This is a genomic window from Rhodococcus sp. (in: high G+C Gram-positive bacteria) (genome assembly GCF_049286785.1).
GTDB lineage: Bacteria > Actinomycetota > Actinomycetes > Mycobacteriales > Mycobacteriaceae > Rhodococcus_F.
In genome coordinates, this window is record NZ_JBAQEO010000365.1 from 1 (window position 1) to 3200 (window position 3200).

Annotated in this window: 2 protein-coding genes and 2 pseudogenes; 1 reads left to right on the top strand and 3 read right to left on the bottom strand. The window is 66.5% G+C overall.

What is annotated here, in order from left to right:
* Positions 1-262 precede the first annotated feature (262 nt).
* Both WAW17_RS13565 and WAW17_RS13570 read right to left on the bottom strand, forming a co-directional pair.
* Complete coding sequence (locus WAW17_RS13565; RefSeq protein WP_422333480.1) at positions 263-418, bottom strand: hypothetical protein; 156 nt, start codon at positions 416-418, stop codon at positions 263-265.
* Positions 419-440: 22 nt separating this feature from the next.
* Positions 441-2121 (bottom strand): annotated as a pseudogene (locus tag WAW17_RS13570) (FAD-dependent oxidoreductase).
* Positions 2122-2360: 239 nt separating this feature from the next.
* On the opposite strand from WAW17_RS13570, the gene WAW17_RS13575 reads away from it, so the two are divergent.
* Positions 2361-2999, top strand: a complete 639-nt coding sequence (locus WAW17_RS13575) for a TetR/AcrR family transcriptional regulator (RefSeq protein ID WP_422333481.1) — start codon at positions 2361-2363, stop codon at positions 2997-2999.
* 59 nt (positions 3000-3058) lie between these two features.
* Here WAW17_RS13575 and WAW17_RS13580 read toward each other — a convergent pair.
* A pseudogene (locus tag WAW17_RS13580) lies at positions 3059-3200 on the bottom strand (IS256 family transposase); the annotation flags it as partial.

Sequence of the window (3200 nt, forward strand, 5' to 3'; positions counted from 1 at the left end):
CACCTACGAGATGCCCTTCGGGATGGTTGAAAAGGTTCTGTGAGAAGTCCAATTCTTCCACCACGACAGGGCATTTCGCCGTTACGACACGCTCACCGACCCAACCGAATCGGTGCATCCAGGCTTAACCATCAGGCGAGGAATCACGCGACGACGTCGTGCACTCCTACGTCGTACACCACCTCACGGGACTGACCGATGTCCACGCCGGGAATCACCGGGAACGGTGCTGAACAAAGGCAGTGAGGTGTCCTTCGCGCAGCTACCTGTCCATCGGGTTGATCGAGGCGGCCTTGACCTGGACCAACACCTCGCCGTCCACGGGCCGCGAGGTGGGAACGGTGTCGACTACCAGCACTTCGGGTCCGCCGAAAGTGTGGAAGCGCACCGCCCGCATCCTCGGCGGCGGGGCCGTCATGTCAGCGACACGTCTGGTGTGCTCAGGGGACCGGGAGGGTTTCGGGGCGGGAGGCGTTGAGGGCGGCGGTGTAGCCGAAGACCATGGAGGGGCCGATGGTTGAGCCGGGGCCGGGATAGGAGTCGCCCATGACCGAGGCGGTGGTGTTGCCGGTCGCGTACAGGCCGGCGATCGCTTCGGCCTTCTCGGCGAGGACGCGGCCGTGTTCGTCGGTGAGCAGCCCGCCCTTGGTGCCCAGGTCGCCGGGCCAGACCCGGGTGGCGTAGAACGGCGCCTTCTCGATCGCACCCAGGTTCGGGTTGGGCTTGGTGCGCGGATCGCCGTAGAAGTTGTCGTAGACGTTGTCGCCTCGGCCGAAGTCTGTGTCGAGGCCAGTGTGGGCGAACCCGTTGAACTTCTGCACAGTAGCCCGTAGCGCGGCCGGGTCGATGCCGATCTTGGTGGCAAGCTCGTCGATGGTGTCGGCCTTGGTCAGGAACCCGTAGCGCATCGCGGACTTCGGGGTGATGCCGGGCAGCATGAGCCCGAAGGGGTAGCGGCGGCGATGGCGGGCGTCGATGATCAGCCACGCCGGCACCGCCGAAACGGTGCGGTTCCGCTGCAGGACCGCGTCGCCGAAGTCGAGGTAGCCGGTGGACTCGTTGACGAACCGTTCACCGGCTGAGTCCACGATCATCGAGTGCGGCAGCGACCGCTCCCACAGCAGCATCCGGGTCACATTCGTCTGCGGGTCGATGGTGGTGGGCATCCACCAGGCCCGCTCCATCATCGCGGTCGCGGCGCCGGCGTCGATGCCGGCGGCGAGGACCTCCCCGGTGTCGCCGGGAGCGGCCAGGCTCCAGTCCAGATCTACCGGGCCTTCTTCGTACTTTTCCCGCATCTGCTGGTTGCGGGAGAACCCACCCGCGGCCAGCAGCACGCCCCGAGGGGCACCGATCCGGCGCCGCTCGCCCGGCCTGGTCGAGGACGGCTCCCACGACCGCGCCGTCTTCGACGAGCAGCTCGACCAGGCCGGTGTTGCGCCAGATCGGTATGCCACGCTCGAGGGCGAGCTTGAGCAACTGGCCGATCAGCGTCTTGCCGTTGGTCACCAGGTTCTTGCCGCGCAGCTTGCCACCGATACCCCGCATGCCGACGGCGCGGGCGGCGGTTCGGAAGCCCTTCCAGGTGCGCATCGACATCAGGAAGTCGGCCGCCTCGCTGTTGAAGAGCGCGATGGAGGGCATGCTCGGGTCGCTGCGCAGGTGCTGCGCCCAGGCGCCGAGCTTCTTGGTGTCGAATGCCTCGCCCTCGATCTGTCGGCCGAGCGCCTTCGCGCCGGGGCGCTTGGGGTAGTAATCCGGGTAGCCGACCACGGCACGCCACCGGAACCCGGCGTCGTCCAGGAACCGGATCATCGCGACACCCTCATCGAGATAGGCCGCCTTGCGCGCGGGCGAGGAGGCAGGGCCGACGTCGCCGATGCAGGCCTGCATGTACTGCAGGCCTTCCTCTCGGGAGTCCTGCACACCGGCAGCCTTGATCACGTGGTTGTTCGGAACCCAGATCCCACCGCCGGAGTAACTGGTCGTGCCACCGATCTTGTCGGTCTTCTCCACCAGCAGGGGTCGTAGCCCCCGCTCGTGCGCTGTGATCGCGGCGGTCAGCCCGCCGGCGCCCGAGCCCACCACGAGGAAGTCGTACTCCACGTCGAACTGCGTCATCTCCTAACCTCGTAAGTGGGCGTCAGCGCCCACTTACGAGGTTGGCATTGTGGTCCCGCATGCACCGGGTCCGTCCGGCCCCGGCCCGAGCAGATGACGAGGACCGGATGACGAAGAGCGGAGCGTGAGCGTGCCTGCAGAGCCGCGCCCGTGCATGCCCGTACAGTCTCGTGCCATGACACGGCGAGCCAGCTTTGACCGGCACGAGGTCAGGAACGAGGCGGGAGACAGACCCCGGTATGACTGACTCCGCGAGCGACCACCAGCCGACGATGTCGACAGGCATGGACCACCCCACCCCCGCGTCCTCCGGGGCACCGCTTCGCGCGGACGCGCAGCGCAACCGCGACGCGATCCTGCACGCCGCCCGTCTCGTCATCGCCGAACAGGGCTACCGCGTGCCCCTGCACCTGATAGCCAAGCGCGCCGGCGTCGGTCGCGCCACGATGAACCGACGCTTCCCCACCCGCGAAAGCCTCATCATGGCCTCGGCCCAGCAGAACATGGCCCGCCTGCGACAGCTCGCCACCCAGACCGCCGACCAGCCCGACTCGCTGCTTCAGATGCTCACCGAGACCGCCACCATCGTCGACCGCGACAAAGGCTTCATCAACTTCCTGTATAGCCCCGACGTCCCCCCCGCCCTGCGAGAAGAACTCGCCCGCGAACTCGTCGACATCATGAGTCCAGCGCTGCACCAGGCACAACAGGCCGGCCTCCTACGACCCGACCTCGATCCGGTCGACATCATCCTGATCGTCGACATGCTCGTCGGACCGCTCACCCACCCCCTGCCGTCGCAAGCAGACCTGAACTCGCGAGTCACCAAAGTGCTAGCCCTCATCCACACCGCGATCGGCGTCGAACCGCGACACTAGTGGTCCGTCTGTGAATTAGGGGAGTGTCAGAATAACGGTGGATCCGACCTCGGCGTCGGTTAGTTACCGTTCGGGGTGATGCGTCCTTCGAAGGTAATCGCGAACGCGTTGAGCGCTGGCTTCCACCTCATTGCCCATCGTGCCTTACCTTTCCCGGTGGGGTCCAGTGCACGGGTAGCCAGATACAGGCATTTGAGGGCC

Coding starts and splice junctions, on each gene's coding strand:
- WAW17_RS13565 (WP_422333480.1), bottom strand. CDS start 418: ATGACGGCCCCGCCGCCGAGGATGCGGGCGGTGCGCTTCCACACTTTC.
- WAW17_RS13575 (WP_422333481.1), top strand. CDS start 2,361: ATGACTGACTCCGCGAGCGACCACCAGCCGACGATGTCGACAGGCATG.